We start from the raw sequence: 17,441 nt of genomic DNA on the forward strand, positions 1-17,441 counted from the left end.
TCAACATGCGTCCACCCGTCCCAGAAACCATTTTAGAGAAAGCCCAAATTTGTGGCCCAGGATCAGGGGGCTAGACACCATCCGTACCGCCGGTATTGCCCCGGCGATGCAAATCGATCTCGCTTTCATCTGGGCTGGCCTGATTGCATTCGCCGTACTGGTCTACGTCATTCTCGACGGGTTCGATCTTGGAATTGGCATCCTGTTTCCGTTTGGAAAATCCGAGCCGGACAGGGACATGATGATGAACTCGGTCGCGCCTGTCTGGGACGGCAACGAAACCTGGCTCGTGCTGGGGGGTGGCGGGCTATTTGCCGTCTTCCCTCTGGCCTACGCAATCGTGATGCCCGCGCTTTATATGCCGATCACACTGATGCTGCTTGCCCTTGTCTTCCGGGGTGTGTCGTTTGAACGCCGCTGGCGCACGGTGCGGGGCAAAGGCTTCTGGGATGCTGCGTTCTTCGGCGGGTCGTTCGTAGCCGCGCTCTGTCAGGGCATCGCCCTTGGCGCTCTTGTGCAAGGGATCGAGGTCGATGGCCGCGCATATGCCGGCGGTTGGTTTGACTGGCTGACACCTTTTTCCATTCTAACCGGGTTCGCTGTTATCGTCGGCTACGCGCTGTTCGGCGCGACATGGCTTGTGTTGAAAACAGAGAACGACATTCAAATCCAAGTGCGCGGCTATGCGTGGCGACTTGGAACAGCAACCCTCGTCCTGATCGGTATCGTGAGCCTCCTGACCCCGTTTCAGGAATCAGAGTATTTCCAGCGCTGGTTCAACCTGCCGGGCAGTCTGTTCGTGATGGTCGTGCCCTTGATCATATTAGGATTGACCTGGACCTTTTTCACGGGTCTGAACGACGGAAAGGACCTTTAGCCGTTCCTCTCTGCCCTTGGATTCTTCTTTGTCAGCTTCATCGGGATCGGCATTAGCTTTTATCCTATGATGGTTCCGCCATCCCTGACGATCTGGGACGCCGCCGCCCCGGAGTCGAGCCTTGCCTTCGCCCTTGTTGGTGCTGCGATCCTAGTACCCATCATCCTGGCCTACACCGCCTATGCCTACTGGGTATTTCGCGGAAAGATGAACCCATCGGAAGAGTATCACTGATGAGCCGTGTGCAACTTTCGAAATGGCTTTGGTTCGTCGGTCTTTGGCTTGCAAGCGTGCTTTTTCTTGGCATTGTTGCAATGACAATAAGAGCGGTACTTCTCTAAAGGCGACCCATTAATTGAGCGATCTCGAAGACCAATCTCGTCAAAACGGAAAGTCCACCAAACCTGCGACTCACTTCGCTACATCACGATCATGAAGTGAACATCTCTTGCACACGAAATCTAGTAAATTTTTGAAATATATGTTGAATATCTACTATCCATCACTTTACGGGGTTCGAACTGAGCGGCCTTTAGCCGCCGTTCACTGCGAGCCCAGATCCGCGGTGCGCCTTCCTTGAAGCGGACCTTCACGCCGCCGGCGGTCGGTCGAGAACCAGACTGGCCGCTCTGCGGGACTTTGCTGCCGTTGTTGAATTCTAAACAAATGGCTGCTTTTGCAAACCAGCAAGATTCATGACTTCTACGGTGAGAATGCAGGTTGAGGAGCGTCAAAAGAAGCGAGTTTCATCAAATGGGATCAACTGACTGGCGTCTAGTGTCTGTTGTTTTGCATCGACGACCTGTGATTTTCCGCGCCAAATTCGAACAACGGAAACCGCATTTTCGTCCGTGTTTGTCACTCGGTATACGAGTCCGATTTGATATGGGCTCATCCTAAGTTCAGCATCCTCGAACTTACTAAAAAACTGTTTGCGAGCCTGCCTCTCTTTTCGCTGCAGGTACCAAAATAGAGCCGCAATAACCACGATGAGTGCACCAAAGAAAGCGACGTAGCCATCCAAGCTTATTGGAACGAGATCATGTTCAGGCATGCTGAACCTATGAACCAAATACTTGAAAGCCGATATTCCTACACGTCGCAGCATCGGTCAAGTTTGCTCCAGAGCCATCATCCGGCGATGTTATTCAAACAAATTCAAGCTGGACGGCGGTTCTATGGGACGAAGCACCATTTAGCTGCGATTGCGCCAACGGTCGCTTTGCACATACGAACTACAGCAAAATTTCGTTGGTCATTCTCAATCTGGCTATGTTCGAAACAGATCAATATATTCAAGGGGTGGAAACGGGAATGAAAGCGTGCACCCTGTCGGACAGTCCTTTTATTGATAAAACCAGTTTCGATGAAAACGTCATAGTTATCTTCGACAGTGATTGTATTCTTTGCAGCCATTGGGTCAGATTTATTCTGAGACATGGGGCTTCTGAAGATATACGCTTCGCGTCGTCTCGAAAAGCTATCGGGATGTCCCTTGCGGTTGGGTATGGTTTCAAACCAGAAGACCTCGATCTGACCTACTTGGTTATCCAGGAAGGACAGGCTCTTACAAAATCAGACGCGTCTTTGGCGTTGTTAGGTGAATTCAAGAAACCGTGGTCTTTGTTCCGTGTTCTACGCATCGTTCCTCGCCCCATCCGAGACGGTATATACGATATCGTCGCAAGAAATCGATTGCGTTGGTTCGGGGAAGAGAAAGACTGCCTCTTGCCAACTCCCGAACAGCGCCATCGCTTCCTAGACTAGACGCCAATCCATCGCCAATCCACCAGCCGGACGTAAAGAGAACTTGGCGGACGGTCTTGGCAAGTTCTTAATTGGCAAAGGCGACATCCGCTGCAAGATCGTTGCCGCGACGAGGCAGCTTTCCATAAGTCCAAAATTTTGACCGATGCAGACACGCGGCCCTGCGCCAAACGGCAGATACCCAAACTGTGGCCAAGTCGGGTCTTTCAAAAATCGCTTTGGATCAAATGCGGCTGGATCAGGAAAGAAACGCGGATCGCGATGCGTCGTGAACGGGATGATTTGAGCCAAGTCGCCTTTCGCAAGCTTCACACCATTCAGATCAACCGGCTCAGCAGCTTCTCGAAGAAACAGCGTGTACGCAGGCGGGTGAAGCCGAAGAGTCTCGTTGATCGTAGCACGCAAAACCGGCAGTTCAGAAATCACTTCTGGTGTTGGTGATGCTCCTCCAAGAACCAGTCTAAGTTCATCCTGAACGGCACCGAGGCACTCTGGGAGCGTCGCCAAACACGCAAAGAGCCAACTTAGTAATGCACCAGACGTCTCATGCCCAGCGATCAGAAGACACATGACATCATTTCGGATATCGGTGAAATCTCCTTCGTGATGCTCAATCAGTGACCCAAGTAAGTCCCCACTGCTTGCGTTCTCCTCGCGCGCGATCCCTGCGCGAACAAGACCAGAAACAAGATCATCCATGACTAGCATGGCCCAGCGTTTTTTGCGTTTTCGTTCCAGCGGCAACCAGTCTGGCAACGTGACCGGCGAAGTCGATTCCGAGAATGCGGTGTCCGACAAGATTTGGATCGCACGCTCTATCTCAAACCCATTTTCGCGCGGCGGCGCACCAAATAACGTTCGCGTCGCGATGTCCAAAGTTAGCTTGGCCATCACAGCATCGGTGTCGAAGCGTACTGTAGCTGACGCCTGCGCGTCGCGCATCGAGCGACACAACTGCTCCGCCTCCAGAACGGCGGCTTGCCCATACGCGGGCAATCTACGCGTCTGAAAGGCTGGCAAAACCTTCCTACGGCGGGTTCGCCAACTTTCCCCCTCTTCCACAAGAAGGCTGTTGCCATTCCACTGCCGGACAACATCCGTGAGCTTCTTGAAGCGAATGAAAGAGCCCGAATTGCCAGCGAGCAGAGCCTCAATGTGAATAGGATGGAAGAACAAATGTGATCTGTAGGGACCGAGACGAAGGATCACGTGATCCCCATGCTTTTCCTGCATGCGTGCGTAAAAACTCAGCTGATCGCTGCGAATGGCGACTAGGCTATCCAGCCCCAGCATCAATGCCGATGGGTTTGAAGGCAGCAGCCTTGGTTCAGTCATACCCCAACCTTCGCTGGTTGGACGGCCTGAGCCAGAACATACTTTCAAGCCAACAAAATGATCAAAGCAGCATGCGCGGCGATGGCCCATACGAAGTTTATGTGCGTAAGTGCGAATAAATTCGCCTCAATACCTATGAACTGACGCTTTTCACCCGCTGGCTGATAGGTCGCGGAACCCTTGCCCGATTCAACAGAAAGGCCCGTAGCGCCATGGAGCGCTTTCGGCCAAATTGCACTGGGGTTGTGCACGGTGAAACTGGCGGGTGTCGGCACCCACGGCTTCCAGCGTGGAATCCACTCAGGCACGTTTTCTTTGTATTCAGGCCAACCTTCAGGAAAACGTTTGAGAAGATCGTGCCGATGGTGCCAACGCACCATGCCTTGGACAAAAACCCATGCCATGCCCGCAGCGGCGACAACCCATATGTTTTGCAGGTATAGGCCCAAGATGACCCAGCAAAGTGCCGCAGAAAGCTGCATGGGGTTTGAGACATAGGCATAGATACCAGACCGCACGAGGAGTTTTGTGGGATCGAGAGGGACTGGTGTACCGCCACCTTGCAAGCAGAGCATTTTGTTCGCAGATAGACCGATTACTGACGCAAGACCCAAGAGTATTGCTGAGATAACGGTACTCCATATCGGACGCTCGAGCATCGCCCATTCTCCGCCCATCGCCTGCATGATCAGCGAAGGCAAAATGGCAAGAATCATACCGCCCGTCATAATTGCGAGCAACGCACACCGCATCGGAAGATGGCGACTCTCTGCCGTCCACTTGGCCAAGTAGATCGCGGGAATGTGAGCCGTCACAAAGACGAAAACCACACCTATCAACCAATTTGGACCAGCGTACACGAGTGGTTCCAAGGAGCTAAACAGGGTCGCGTGCAAGCCAATGATGATCGGCAGGCATATCATGAGCGGGCCAACCCTAGGAAATGCGAAGAACAGTCCCGGACCAAACAGTATTGCACCACCAATAAGGATGTCTGCTGGAATACCGTTTAGCATCAAAGCATCCCACCCATAGCGCCACCAGCCGAAGTATATGGCTATGGAATGCGTGATAAAAATCAACGGCACGCCATAGAGAAAGGCGAACAAACCGCCTATTCTTGCGCGCTGTTCGGTTTCGCGGAGGAAAGCGAAGTACAGCACCAAACATATTGGCCCAAGTAAAAGCAGCCATCGAAGGGCCAGCATAAGCGGTTCGGGCAGGCCCAAATCTAACATGAGATAACCTGCCTTTTGACCCAAGATCGGATCTGCGCCGGAAACCGCGTCTCAAAAATCTCCACCAGCAAAAAAAACAACCGGAAAGCCCAACGCAAGATAAAGCGCGAACTGCGGTAGCGCGATGATGAGCAGCAACTGGATCATTGTTCCAAGCTGCATCAAAACACCCTCTTGAGAGGACATTCCACGACGCACCGCCAAGTATGAAAAGGCCAAAGCTGGGATCATTACGGCAAGCGGGAAAGCGAGAAACGCCGTTTCATCTGAATTTTGAAGGCCCTGGACAGCCTTAACGGCACGCAGCATGACGGCGACGACCATGGCTGTCGACAGCACAAATACCACGAATGTTCTGATACTGAAAACCACTCTAAGGTGCCCATGAACCGTCTTTTTCAAGAAAACTACACGCACGTCCATTATGATGACAGGCCAATTTCATGAGACCGCACAGATCGGTGCGTTCAGATGTGCTTGCCGACGGTTTTTTTTTGAAGAGAACCGGACGCTCATGCGTTCTGCAGGATTGATCAAAATGGGCTCCTTCCGGACCATCACCGAATTTCGTATGACTATCCGCTCTCTGCATGGTGGGGCGGGAAGGAGCCCAAAGTGTATTCGGCGCGAGCCTGCGGCTCGTTCAATCAAGTTGACCGATCCTCACAAACCTCTGCTCGATCACCTCTGCGCCCCATTGTCGGCCTGCCTTTTCTTCGGCCAGTTGGAAACCGACACGTTCATAAAGGGCGCGGGCGGTATCGAGGCCCTGAAACGTCCAAAGATGCGTTTCCGAAAACCCCTGCGCATCGCAAAAGGCGATGGCCGCGTCCAGCAGCCGCTTGCCGATGCCTGTACCGCGCAAGGTGTCGTCCACGATGAACCACCGCAGATGTGCGATATCGCCCTCCAGATCCTGACCGTCAATCGCAATCGATGCTCTGATCCTGCCACCCGACGCCACATGCCAGATGCCGTTTGTCGGTGCATCAAGGCCTGTCATGAACTCGGCCAGTTCCGACGCCACCTTGGTCTCGAACGGCAGTCCAAACCCGACCAGCCCACTGTAGTAGTGCGCGTGCATCTCCACGACACGCGCCAACAATGTCGGGCGGTAGCCCTCGGCGATCTCCGGTTCATCAGGCGCCGTGCTGTCCGAACGCGAGCGCGCCAAAGCCTCAGCATACCCTTCCAAACCAGCAATCAAGGTGCGAACGGTGTCTTCCGCAAGCGGCACAATCGCCTGACCAACCCGCGTTTGAGCCGATTTCGCGATGGCCGCAAAGAGATCACGCCCCCTTGTCGTCAGGGTCAATCGCTTGATGCGAAAGTCGTCCTCGTCCTGCGTTTCGACAACGTCTCCGGTGTCGATCAGTTTTTTCAACAATCGGCTGACCGAAGATTTTTCAAGGCGCAAAAGGTCTGACAAATCCCGCGCCGTGGTCGCGCGGCCTTCCGCGATCTCGATCAGGGCATGAACCGCAGACGGGGACAGATTGGTGCCCGCCAGAGTTTGCTCCATGAAACCGAGCTCCCGCACCAGCTTGCGAGAGGCCGAACGGATCCGTTCGATGTCGGTTGCTGTGTTGGATTTCATGCAGGTTTCCTGTATAGTTGTATAATACAACTATCTCTGATCGATACGAGGACGCAAGCATGAACGACATCGCTGACCCTGATGACACCTTCGCTGGAAAGGTCGCCCTCGTCACAGGTGGCGCGACCGGGATCGGAGCGGCGGCATCGCGGGCCTTCGCGGCACGCGGCGTACAGGTCATCATCGCAGCGCGGCGCAGGGACAAGGCAGAGGCAACGATTGACGAAATAAAGGCGCAAGGCGGACGCGCCGCGTTTATCCAGACGGATCTGACCGATCCGACCCAGATCGAGGCTCTTCACGACGGTATCCTGGACGAATACGGGCAGCTGGACATTGCCTTCAACAACGCCGGATATCAGGAAGCCAAGGCCCCCCTGGTCGACCAGACGGTGGACGTCTACGCACGTGTGTTCGACACCAATGTCCGGGCGGTCTTTCTGTCACTGCGGCGCCAGATTCAGGCGATGAAAGGACGCGGGGGGCGATCGTTGTCAACGCGTCGGTTAGCGGGATGAAGAACCCTAATCCGGGCTTTTCGATCTATTCCGCGTCGAAGGCCGCTGTCATTTCACTGACCAAATCGGCGGCGATGGAAGCGGCAGAACAAGGTGTGCGGATCAATGCGATCGCGCCCGGACGGGTCGTGACGGACATGATGTTATCATCCAAGGTCATGGACATGAAAGCCGTCGCAGCAGGCCTGCCCATCCGCCGCATGGGAGAGCCGGAGGAAGTGGCCAATGCGGTCGTCTGGCTCGCCTCGGATGCCGCGTCCTTTGTTGTTGGCCATGTTCTTGCCGTCGATGGCGGCTTCATTGCGACGTAGGATGTTCTGGGATTCTGGATTTGTAGCCCGCATTGCCGACATTCGCTGCAAACGCAAAGGAGTTGTAATTTGGAGGGCCGAAGGCGGATCCTATTGACCGACCAACCAGTGTTAGCTCGTGGCAAGAGCGAGTTAATTTCTTGTGCCCCGAGCGCGCATTTTGTGGTTCAAAGTGCTTCCAATCCTTGGTTTGGCGGCCAATTCACTCCACCTAATGGCGAAAAACAAACTGCTGCATTAGTGCGGTAGTAGACCGCCGACAGTTTGACGGAGCATACGGATAAATCGATCCTCAATTCTGCTGGACAAGCTGTTCGCGCGACGGATGGCGCCTAAAGGTCTGTGAAACTGCGGATTGTGAAACGGTAGGAATATCAAACGATCCTCAAGGTATGGGGCGGTTGTAGCCTTTGGCATGGTGGTGATCAGGTCGGTTTCGGAAACGATCTCCAGAACCGAGCGGATGGAATCTGTCTCGCATCCGATCCGCATCGAACGTACGCCGCACGCGATCATGGCAGCTTCGGTCTGTTGTCGCAGTAGACTGCCCCGTGAATGTGCAAGCCAGATTTGGGCCTCAAGATCAGATGCCATGATCCTTTTGCGCGTGGCCAGCGGGTGCCCCGATCTGCACATGACACCGACGCCATCGTCGATCAGTTCTTCGAATTCCAACCCATCCACAGGTTCAGCAAGGCTCTCAGGACCGAAAACAAGATCGACTTGTCCGCGTTCCAACATTGTGCGCAGTTCATGGACCAGTCCGGTGCGTATCTCGACACTGCAATTCGGGTTGGTCTTGATAAATTGGGTCAGCGCATTGCTGAGGAAGCGGCCCGATACGATCGGGGGTGCACCGATGCGCAGCTCGCCTACCGAACCTCTGGCCGACTGGTCCGCAAGGATTCCGGCCTGTTCCTCGGCCAGCCGGATGGCCAGCCCGTTCCGGGCAAGCCGCAACGCAAGGGAGTTGGGCATCGACCGTCGCCCTTCGCGCTGAAACAAGGGTGTTCCAAGCCGGGCCTCCAACGCCTTCATATTCCGACTAAGCGCGGGTTGGGTTGTGCCAAGTCGCCCGGCAGCAGACTGGAATGATCCAGCCTCAACGATGACCGAGAGTTGGGCAAGGTGTTTGGGGTCAAGTTTCATGCCTAAGTGATATGAATAAGGTCAAAAGTTTGATTATTCCATATCAATCTGAAGTGCTACCGTCCTCAAAACGTCTATGGGAGGACACCATGTTTCAATTCAAGTCAATGAGCCGGGGCTTGCTGGCCGCTACGATTGCTTTGGCCTTACCGGTCGCAGCGTCAGCGCAAATTTTCAAGGGCGAGACAGCCGGTGTTGGCGATCCGGTCCACACTATGTTCGTGGCGTTTTCCAATCAGGCCGGAAAAGCCGGTGTTGAGATCCAGGTCAACGCCGGGCAGACATTGACCAAGTCCATGCTCAAAGGGGCAAAGGGCGATATCGACTTCTTCTCGACCGTTCCGTCATTGGTCAATCTGATGGCTGGTCAGAAGCGGATGTACGAAAACATTGAAGATGCACCTGAACTGGCCAAGAATATTCGCGCCATCTTGGGATTTAAAGCCGGGGCCTACCATCCGGTAACACTGGCCGGATCGGGCATTGAGACCTGGGAGGACATCAAGGGCAAGACTGTCTTCACCGGTCCACCGGCTGGATCGGCCTCGGCCACCTCCGAAGCACTGATCAAGATCATCACGGGATATGTGGCAGGCGAAGACTATACCGCCGTGCGGCTAAGTTGGGGCGAAGGCTACGCGGCCCTTGCAGACGGCAAGATCGACATGATGGTGCGCCCCGCGGAAATCGGTTCGGCCAACATCGAACGCTTTGGCCTGTCGGGCGAATTCCTGGTTCTGTCGATCCCCGAAGACAAGGTTGGGAGCGAAGAGATGCAGGCGCTGTTTGGTCGTCCGGGTCGCGGGATGTTGCAATTCGATGGCGGCGTTTACAAAGGTCAATTGACGACCGGCGAGATCACGGCCCTTGGCTTCACGCAGTTCGTTGGCACCCATGCCGGTGTCTCTGATGATGTGGTTTACAACGCGGCCAAAGCGTTCTGGGAAAACCTGAGCGAGGTCCATGCCACTGCGTTCTTCCTGAAAGAAGTCACGAAAGAGTCTGCCTTCACATCGGTGAACGTGCCGCTGCACCCCGGTGCCTTGCGGTATTACGAAGAGGCCGGGTTCGACATTCCTGACGAACTGCGCCCCGGTAAGTGATCTTTTGATCCTGGCCGACACACGGTCCGGCCTCTATTTCAGTAACGAAAGTGGATCCGATGTCTGATGCGGCAACCAAAGCCAGCCTCCCGCTGCGGTTATTCGCCTTTGCCTCTGCCGCGGCCTGCTTTGCTCTTGGCCTGATCGCGCTCTATTCATCGGGAATAGGCCTGATCGACCCGAAACTGCACCGCGCCCTTGGGTTTGGTCTGGCCCTGTTTGTTGCGGTGGCGGTCTCCCAAAAGCGCCGGCACGGCACGACCCCTTTGCAACTCGTCTTTGATGTTGCCCTGATCGTTGCCGGGCTTTGGTCAATCTGGTCCTTTCATTTCGTCCAGACCGAAATGGAAACTGCGCTTTATGACGTGACCAATCGTGACGCATGGCCAGCGCTGGCCGGACTTGCGGTGTTTCTTGAGTTGTGCCGCCGATTGTGGGGCTGGGGGCTGTTTGGCGTTGGCACTTTCGGGGTGGTCTACCTTCTTTTCGGTCAGGACCTGCCAGGCGTCATGGCGCATTCCGGGTTCTCCCTGAAAGAGGTGGCCGAGGCGCTTTGGTACAACACCAACAAAGGCGTATTTGGCTCGATCACGAATATCGTGCTAAGCACGGTGTTCATCTTCATCATCTTCGGTGTGCTTCTCGAAGGGACCGGTGCGGGCTACACTTTGCTGAAATTCGCCTTTCTCGCCACCCGCCGCACCCGGGGTGGCCCGGCCCATGCCGCCATTCTGGCCTCGTCCATGTTTGGTACCATGTCAGGCTCCACGGTGGCGAACATCGTGGGTACGGGTACCTTCACAATCCCGATGATCAAGAAACGCGGGTTTACGCCCACCTTTGCAGCAGGGATCGAGGCGACCGCGTCGTCCGGCGGACAGATCATGCCGCCCATCATGGGGGCCGCGGCTCTGGTGATGGCTGACCTGACGGGTGTGGGATACCTCAACATTATTGTTGCTGCCCTATTTCCGGCCCTATTTTACTATTTCAGCCTCTTCTCGGCAGTGACAGTCGAAGCGCGCCGCCAAGGCATCGAAGTTCAGCAAATGACCGTCGATGATCAGATCACCCGCACCGACCTGATCAACTCAGTTCTGTTTATTGGACCGATCCTTGTGGTCATCGGATCACTTCTGGCGGGGCTCTCTACCTCGGCTGCCGGCTTTTATGCGGTCGCTACTCTTTTGGTTCTCTCGGTCATCAATCCCGAGGTCCGGAACGATCCGGCCCGCATCTGGCACTCCTTCCTAAAAGGGGCTGAATCCGGTGCCACATTGCTGATCGCCATTGCCGCCATTGGTATCCTTGTGGGGTCACTCGATAGCACCGGTCTGGGTCTTAAACTGGCCAATGTCATTGCGTCGGTCCGAGGTGAGAGCCTGTTCTCGGCGTTACTGGTGGCCATGGCGGGCGCACTTATCCTTGGCATGGGCATGCCCACGCTGCCGGCCTACCTGATCATCATCCTGGTTATGGGACCGGCAATTCAGGAACTGGGCGTCTCGATGCTGACGGCCCATATGTTCGTCTTTTACTATGGCGTCGCGTCATCGCTGACCCCACCAGTTGCGATTGCCGCCTATGCGGCAGCACCCATTGCGCAAGCCAACCCGTTGATGACCGCGTTCATGTCTTTCCGGCTGGGCATGGCCAAGTTCATTATTCCGTTCATCTTCGCCTTCTACCCGACCATCCTGATCATCGAAGAATTCAGTCTGGTGCCATTTATCTGGATCGTGACCCGCACGTGCTTTTGCATCTGGCTCTTCTCATCAGCGCTATCCGGATTTGACCGTCGCAAGCTGACGGTGCCAGAAATCGTGATCCGCTTTGCAACCGCGTTCATGTGCCTGGCAACAGATCCGATGATCCATCTGCCGGCAATCTTGGTCGGGCTGGCCTTGATTGCATTCGATGTTTACGCCGGTCGATCCAAAGCCGTTAACTCCGAGACATCCCAATGACCAAAAGGCCAAACTTCCTGTTCATCATCACCGATCAACACCGCGCGGATCATCTGGGATGTTACGGCAATGCGATTGTGCAAACGCCAAACATCGACCGGATCGCCGCGACGGGCACCAGGTGGGATCGGTTCTATGTCGCAAACCCGATCTGCATGCCAAACCGGGCATCGATCATGACAGGGAGGATGTGCTCGGTTCACGGGGCGCGCCATAACGGTATCCCGCTATCCAAGGATCACACCACGTTTGTCGAATTGCTGCGTGACGCCGGATACAGCACCGGCCTCATCGGCAAGTCTCACCTGCAAAGCTTCACCGGCTTGCCTGCCGCCAACAGGTTTGAGGCCAAGGAAGGGTTGACCACCCCCTCGGCGCATCTTCGCGATGCCTACAAGAACAACCGTCACTCTGACGAATATGACCTCGAGGTCGCGCCTAACTGGGACACGCCGTTGGCCGACCGGTTAAAGGGCGATTTCTACGGCTTTAATCATGTCGAGGTTGCTGCTGACCATGGTGATCAGGCGTCAGGTGATTACCTGTTGTGGGCCCGCAAACAGGTACCTGATTTCGACACAATGACCGGCCCGGACAACGCCCTACCGGACAATCGCATCAACGCCCCTCAGGCCTGGCGCACTGCTGTGCCCGAAGAGCGGTATTCGACCTCTTGGATCGCAGACCGGTCCGAAGCCTGGCTTCAGAATCAGGCCAAACAAGCCACCCCGTTCTTTCTGCAAATGTCCTTCCCGGATCCGCATCACCCCTTCACGCCGCCAGGGCGATATTGGGACATGTATGATCCCGCCGACATACCCTTGCCCGCGTCATTCGGCCAAGGCGATCTACCACCGATCCAGGCGATGAAAGACGCGATGCAAAAAGGCACCGACCCAAGGGACAACCAGAACCCCTTTGCCGTGACTGAAGACGAAGCCCGCGCCATCATCGCGCTAACCTATGGCATGATCACCATGATCGACGATGCCATCGGGCGGGTCCTGAAGCGGTTGGAAACACTCGGTCTCGCCGAGAGTACGGTGGTGATCTTCACGTCGGACCATGGCGATTACATGGGGGATCATGGCCTGATGCTGAAGTTGTTGTTGCACTACCAAGGTATCATCCGGGTGCCGTTTATCTGGAACGATCCTGCCAACCAGACCCAAGCGAAAGCCGATGCCGGGCTCAGTTCGTCCATCGATATCTCCGCAACCATCCTTGCCCGCGCTGGCATTCAACCTTTCAACGGCCTTCAGGGCCGCGATTTGCTCTCCACAAAGCCACCCGAAGCCATCATCGTCGAAGAAGACAGTCAGCGCACCATGACCGGCTTTGACCGTCCTCAACGGATCCGGACGGTTGTCACCGAAAAATATCGAATGTCGCTAAGGGAGGGGGAAGACTGGAATGAGCTGTATGACTTGGAGCTTGATCCGGACGAACTCAGCAATATTTACGACGCTCCTATCGCAGTTGGGGCGCGCCAGGCCGTCACCGAAACGATGTTACGTAGAATGATCGAGTTACAAGACCGAGCCCCCTTGCCAGCGTATCGCGCCTAGCATTCGACGGCGTCACGATCGGATTTTCATCCAAGTCGTTCGATGACTTCAGGTAAACTTGGAATGAAGGTTGGACATTGGCTGCTATCGCATCGGTGGCAAAGCCGGGCTCATTCGCGAGCTTTGATGCAGAGTGCGTATTCCGAGAACCTACGCATCCAAATCCGATGGTTCCATGCCGTCAGCGTCCAGTTGAGCATGCAGTATGTGTCCATCCATCGCGATACCGATGATGGGTGCGTGGTCCGCAACTGCTGCTGAGACCTCTTTCGAACAGCTGGTGACCGCATGGTAGTGATATCCAACACCAAGATTGACGTGCCCGCCGCAATCGTCGAATGGTGCAATCGTATGTGCAGCGAGGATGGCATCTGCCGGGGCCGGACCATCGGTCCGCACGCCGTTGAGCGCGACGCCTGGTCCAAGATTGCCAATGCGGCGCGGTGCCTCCGCGGCAACGGGTGTGATGGGGATGCCGACAATTGCATTCGGCGCAAACATCGCGACGATTTGGGTCAGCCGCTCGGGGCTGTCTTCGTGGGCATCGGCGGTTGCTGCCATGCCGGTAAGAACAAGGCTGAGAGTAAGGAAGCGCTTCATGATATCTACTGTTGGTTGCCTCGCCAGCCTTGAAAAATTGACTGGCAAGGAGCTTTAGATCTCGACTGGCCCAGGGTCAGATCGTTGACCTAGTTGGCTGTCGCCACCAGAGCATCGCGCCGCGCCTGCAAGTCTGCCACAATCTTTATGACTTCATCCGTTCCGCCATCTGCAAGCAAGTTCACTTGTTCAAGCGGATCCGATGACAAATCAAACAGCTCTGCCGGCGCGTCTTTTGGCACGACAAGGCGGTAGTTGTCTTCACGCACCGCCCATCCATATATGCCGCCACCGCGCGTTGCACGGTTGGTGAAATGGTCCGTGTAGATGTAGTCACGACTGCCCTCGCCACCGGCCAGCACTGGGCCGAAATCATAAGAATCGGGGGATGAGAACTCTGCTCCCGTCAATCCTGCGATGGTCGCGGTCAGATCGGATGTGTTGGTGAAGGCATCGGTGCGCCCTGCATCAATTCCAGGACCGGACACAATCAAGGGCACGTGTGTTCCGCTGTCGTATAGTGTGGCTTTGGCCTGATGGTCGCCGTACAAGCCGTTTAGAACCTGATTGGGCGTGCCGTTGTCACCCATGAACATGACGACAGTGTTCGCGCGTTCCTCATCGCTCATAGAATTGAGCAAGCGACCGATTTCCGTGTCCAGTGCTTCCAACATGGCTTGGTAATATGGCAGTGGATTTTCGTCGACTGAGGCTTCGTCAACCGGCAAATCATCGAACGTATGCAGGTCGTTTGGTGGAAGGTGGAAAGGCGAATGCGGGGCGTTGTACGCCAACCACAGGAACCACGGGTCTTCTTGGCCCTCGATCCATTCGATCGCGCGATCCGTCAGCACGGTTGTTGCATAGCCTTCGATTTGGACTTCCCGACCGTCCTCAACAGCAGTCCAATTGAAGTAGTCCTGCACACCGCCATAGAAGAGGCCGAAGTAATCAGGAACACCCATCTGTTGGGGCAGATCGTAACCCATGTCGCGGCCTGTGATATGCCATTTCCCAATCACATTTGCCGCATATCCTGTCGGGGCCAATGCATCGAACAAGGTGGGTGTATCGGGGTCTAAATCATCACTACCGTCAGGGGCAATGGGCGCGCCGACGCCTGTGCGAAAGCCATATTGGCCTGTCATGATAGTCGCGCGTGTGGGCGAGCATGTCGGTTGGGCATAAGCGTTATCGAAGACAATGCCGTTTGCACACATGGCCTCAAGGTTCGGCATTGGGGCCTGTTGATTTCCGACATCGTAGCATCGTGAGGCATCCAGCCCCATGTCGTCCGCGATGATCAAAAGGATGTTGGGTTCAGCAAGTACCACGTTGCCCGCAAAAGCTATGACAGTGGTGACGATTGGGAGGCAATATTTCACGATTTCGACCTTTCTGTTCAGAGAGATAGGTATTTGGGAATATGGTTCTTGGTTCATTGGCAAAGCCTGGGCTTGCCATTGGCGTATAAGGAAGATGACCGAGGCCACCGCGACAGATCCCGCCAGGACGACGCCGAAAAAGTCACTGAGGATGGTTGCGACTTGTTCAAGTTTGGAGGCGAATATGTAGCCAAGGGCAACACACGTCGCGATCCAGATCAGAGCGCCAGCCGGTAGGCCAGATGTTCGCCGAGGACATAAGCGACTGTCGCAACCAAGAAGACCGTCAAGAGTAAGATATCTCCGGCCGCTGCAAAGCTCACAGAGGTTAACACCAGCATAGAGGCGGGCAAAGGGACCGAGAGGCAGGCCAAAAGGACCACACCAAAAACCGGGAAAACCCCATAGCCCGGAACAAGAGCGAGTTTGGCGTCTGTCATTCCTGGCCCTCCGGATACGAGGCAGCCGCATCCCGCACGAGAGCCATCAGTTCTTCCATCGAGATGTTGCGATCCCGCGCCGGGCGTCCAACCGCTCGCCCCGGTCGTCTTCAGGGTCCGACTCCAGAAGTTCCATGCCCAGTGGGCGTGGCAGATCATTCCTGAGTACGACGTAGCGTGGTGCCATCCACGTTTTTAAGGCGACATCGACATCGCGCGGATCGTTGAATTATCGCGCGTCGCTAATCGCATGGCAGGCAACCCACAGCGCGATTGTGAATGATCCAAGGAACAGACTGACCAAGAGCCAGTTTTGCTTGATGAATGACAACGCCCAAATCACTCGATGACCTCGACGACTTGTATCATCCCGGAACCATCGTGGGTCAAAACATCACAATGAATGACCAACTTGCCCGCAAAGGTCTCAAACCACCTCTTGAAGCTTTTCCGTCCGCCAAGCGGTACGCCCGCCGTGTCTTGCCATCGATGGAGCGAACTACCCTCGGGCAGTGGCTCGTCGTTGACAGAGGTGGCAGAGACCGGGCCTAAGCGATTTTGTCTCCGTGTCACTCCAGAACAATCCATTCCTTGAACACACCATCCGTCATAGCACAATCGGCCAGCACTAGCGTTCGCGACATGAAGGGACCCGCAGATCTGCTGTTCTCACCAACGGATACGCAAGTGCTGTCATCCGCCACTGTTTGAATCGTGCCGCCGTCAGAGTTGTAGACGAACCGCTGGTCGCCCGCGGAAGCGTCGCAAACGACAAGGGCGAATGTGCTCTCCTCACTGGGGCTATGCGCCATGCAGTACTCCGGATACTCGACCGAACGAATTTGTCCTGCCGCGGCGTCGAATGAAAACTGAACGTCGCCGCCCTGTGGCTTGCAGGAGTGAGCTTGCAGTCGCTCGGCAAACCCTCTCCCAAGCGTATCAATGCACCACCCGAGTCCATCTTTTTCGTCGAGATTGTCGGCTAGATAGATGACGGGCGACGGCGTTCGGAGGCTCGGCGAGTGTCGGTAAGGCTGTTGCAACGAGTGCTGCCAAGACAAAGGGCAAGACGTCAGGTTTCATGTGTTTTTCTCCGCTTTGTTGTTTGGTCCGACGGTTGGGGCAGATCTCGGCCGGGGACACGACCACCGAGTGCGAACTTCAGTTCGCGCGTAAGCTCGGCGAGAAGTGCCGCGTTTTTAGGGCCTAGTTTTTCTGCAATCATTTCATCGATATCCTGCCAGACATCTCGGACTTCGTTCAAAACCGCCGTGCCCTGATCGGTAATAGAGATGAGATCGCCTCGACGGTCCTCGGGGTTCTTGCGACGGTCGATCATGCCAAGTTTGAGCAACCGATCGATCATGGTGCTCATGCTGCCGGAAGTCACATCGAACCGCTCTGTCAAAACTGTCTGCGATACTTCTCCGGTCCGGTTGAGAACACTCAGAATACGCGCCTGCGGCGTCGTAATGCCAACCGGTGTCAGTAGTGTCGCAAGTCGTTTTTCAAGGATGTCCGCGCTGTGCAGCAGCGAATGAAATTTATGAGGTTTCTTAGCCATCCTTGCCGCCTAGGGAAAATTA

At 55.3% G+C, this 17,441-nt stretch carries 15 protein-coding genes and 2 pseudogenes; 6 read left to right on the plus strand and 11 right to left on the minus strand.

Annotated features, from left to right (window positions below):
• Positions 1 to 106: 106 nt before the first annotated feature.
• A pseudogene (gene cydB, locus Q1A63_RS10915) lies at positions 107 to 1,111 on the plus strand (cytochrome d ubiquinol oxidase subunit II).
• Positions 1,112 to 1,607: 496 nt separating this feature from the next.
• Here the strand turns inward: cydB and Q1A63_RS10920 are convergent.
• A complete protein-coding gene (locus tag Q1A63_RS10920; protein ID WP_298971636.1) occupies positions 1,608 to 1,931 on the minus strand; it encodes a hypothetical protein in 324 nt (107 codons plus the stop codon).
• Between the two features lie 218 nt (positions 1,932 to 2,149).
• On the opposite strand from Q1A63_RS10920, the gene Q1A63_RS10925 reads away from it, so the two are divergent.
• Positions 2,150 to 2,644 carry a DCC1-like thiol-disulfide oxidoreductase family protein gene (locus tag Q1A63_RS10925; protein WP_298971638.1) on the plus strand — a complete coding sequence of 165 codons (495 nt, stop codon included), beginning with the start codon at positions 2,150 to 2,152 and terminating at the stop codon, positions 2,642 to 2,644.
• Here the strand turns inward: Q1A63_RS10925 and Q1A63_RS10930 are convergent.
• The 4 genes from Q1A63_RS10930 to Q1A63_RS10945 form a co-directional block, all read right to left on the minus strand.
• Positions 2,636 to 3,979 (minus strand): cytochrome P450, encoded by a 1,344-nt coding sequence (locus Q1A63_RS10930; RefSeq protein WP_299631562.1) that lies wholly within the window; start codon positions 3,977 to 3,979, stop codon positions 2,636 to 2,638. The two genes, Q1A63_RS10925 and Q1A63_RS10930, sit on opposite strands and share 9 nt — an antisense overlap.
• Positions 3,980 to 4,023: 44 nt before the next feature.
• A complete protein-coding gene (locus Q1A63_RS10935; RefSeq protein ID WP_298971643.1) occupies positions 4,024 to 5,217 on the minus strand; it encodes an isoprenylcysteine carboxylmethyltransferase family protein in 1,194 nt (397 codons plus the stop codon).
• A 51-nt stretch (positions 5,218 to 5,268) separates the two neighbouring features.
• A complete protein-coding gene (locus Q1A63_RS10940) occupies positions 5,269 to 5,640 on the minus strand; it encodes a hypothetical protein (protein ID WP_299631565.1) in 372 nt (123 codons plus the stop codon).
• A 220-nt stretch (positions 5,641 to 5,860) separates the two neighbouring features.
• Complete coding sequence (locus tag Q1A63_RS10945; RefSeq protein ID WP_298971645.1) at positions 5,861 to 6,814, minus strand: helix-turn-helix domain-containing GNAT family N-acetyltransferase; 954 nt, start codon at positions 6,812 to 6,814, stop codon at positions 5,861 to 5,863.
• Between the two features lie 59 nt (positions 6,815 to 6,873).
• On the opposite strand from Q1A63_RS10945, the pseudogene Q1A63_RS10950 reads away from it, so the two are divergent.
• A pseudogene (locus Q1A63_RS10950) lies at positions 6,874 to 7,643 on the plus strand (glucose 1-dehydrogenase).
• Positions 7,644 to 7,880: 237 nt separating this feature from the next.
• Here the strand turns inward: Q1A63_RS10950 and Q1A63_RS10955 are convergent.
• Complete coding sequence (locus Q1A63_RS10955; protein WP_298971646.1) at positions 7,881 to 8,792, minus strand: LysR family transcriptional regulator; 912 nt, start codon at positions 8,790 to 8,792, stop codon at positions 7,881 to 7,883.
• 89 nt (positions 8,793 to 8,881) lie between these two features.
• On the opposite strand from Q1A63_RS10955, the gene Q1A63_RS10960 reads away from it, so the two are divergent.
• From Q1A63_RS10960 to Q1A63_RS10970, 3 genes are read left to right on the plus strand one after another with little or no spacing between them, the layout of a single operon-like run.
• Positions 8,882 to 9,895 (plus strand): TAXI family TRAP transporter solute-binding subunit, encoded by a 1,014-nt coding sequence (locus Q1A63_RS10960; protein ID WP_299631567.1) that lies wholly within the window; start codon positions 8,882 to 8,884, stop codon positions 9,893 to 9,895.
• 59 nt (positions 9,896 to 9,954) lie between these two features.
• Entirely contained in the window at positions 9,955 to 11,862 is a 1,908-nt protein-coding gene (locus Q1A63_RS10965) for a TRAP transporter fused permease subunit (protein WP_298971650.1), read from the plus strand.
• Entirely contained in the window at positions 11,859 to 13,430 is a 1,572-nt protein-coding gene (locus tag Q1A63_RS10970; RefSeq protein WP_298971653.1) for a sulfatase-like hydrolase/transferase, read from the plus strand. Before Q1A63_RS10965 ends, Q1A63_RS10970 begins: the two co-directional genes overlap by 4 nt.
• Before the next feature lie 150 nt (positions 13,431 to 13,580).
• Here Q1A63_RS10970 and Q1A63_RS10975 read toward each other — a convergent pair whose 3' ends face one another.
• From Q1A63_RS10975 to Q1A63_RS10995, 5 genes are all read right to left on the minus strand, one after another.
• Positions 13,581 to 14,030 (minus strand): YHYH protein, encoded by a 450-nt coding sequence (locus Q1A63_RS10975; protein WP_298971656.1) that lies wholly within the window; start codon positions 14,028 to 14,030, stop codon positions 13,581 to 13,583.
• Between the two features lie 89 nt (positions 14,031 to 14,119).
• Positions 14,120 to 15,472, minus strand: coding sequence for a sulfatase-like hydrolase/transferase (locus Q1A63_RS10980; protein WP_298971658.1), 1,353 nt, complete (start codon positions 15,470 to 15,472; stop codon positions 14,120 to 14,122).
• Positions 15,473 to 15,633: 161 nt separating this feature from the next.
• Complete coding sequence (locus Q1A63_RS10985) at positions 15,634 to 15,855, minus strand: hypothetical protein (RefSeq protein ID WP_298971660.1); 222 nt, start codon at positions 15,853 to 15,855, stop codon at positions 15,634 to 15,636.
• Positions 15,856 to 16,424: 569 nt separating this feature from the next.
• Complete coding sequence (locus Q1A63_RS10990) at positions 16,425 to 16,916, minus strand: ricin-type beta-trefoil lectin domain protein (RefSeq protein WP_366524329.1); 492 nt, start codon at positions 16,914 to 16,916, stop codon at positions 16,425 to 16,427.
• Between the two features lie 11 nt (positions 16,917 to 16,927).
• A complete protein-coding gene (locus Q1A63_RS10995; RefSeq protein WP_298971663.1) occupies positions 16,928 to 17,419 on the minus strand; it encodes a MarR family winged helix-turn-helix transcriptional regulator in 492 nt (163 codons plus the stop codon).
• Positions 17,420 to 17,441 lie beyond the last annotated feature (22 nt).

Source organism: uncultured Roseobacter sp. (assembly GCF_947499265.1).
Taxonomy (GTDB): Bacteria; Pseudomonadota; Alphaproteobacteria; order Rhodobacterales; family Rhodobacteraceae; genus Roseobacter.